Origin of the sequence: Thiomicrorhabdus sp. ZW0627 (assembly GCF_029767005.1) — a bacterium.
Taxonomy (GTDB): Bacteria; Pseudomonadota; Gammaproteobacteria; order Thiomicrospirales; family Thiomicrospiraceae; genus Thiomicrorhabdus.
This window is the reverse complement of the sequence record NZ_JARUQR010000024.1, coordinates 1-327: the sequence shown is the minus strand read 5'-3', so window position 1 is coordinate 327 and position 327 is coordinate 1. Positions and strand designations below refer to the sequence as shown.

General features: G+C 50.2%; 1 protein-coding gene. It reads left to right on the top strand.

Annotated features, from left to right (window positions below; genetic code table 11):
• The coding region (locus tag QCB45_RS11530) for a secretin N-terminal domain-containing protein (RefSeq protein WP_279421195.1) at positions 1-327 on the top strand (327 nt) is incomplete at both ends.

Below are 327 nucleotides of genomic sequence, written 5' to 3'. Positions count from 1 at the left end.
CTGTTGTCCAAGCGTGGCACTGTTGCCGTGGACGAAAGAACCAATACTCTGTTGGTTAAAGACACGGCCGATATCCTGGAAAATGTGCATAAGCTGATTGAAGTATTGGACGTACCTATTCGTCAGGTGCTGATTGAAAGCCGAATGGTCACGGTCAAAGATGATGTTTCGGAAGACCTGGGTATCCGTTGGGGAATTACAGATCAGCAGGGCAATAAGGGCACATCGGGTAGCCTGGAAGGTGCTCAGGACATAGCCAACGGCACCATTCCATCAATTGGCGATCGTCTCAATGTGAATCTGCCGGCAGCACCAAGCAATGCTACC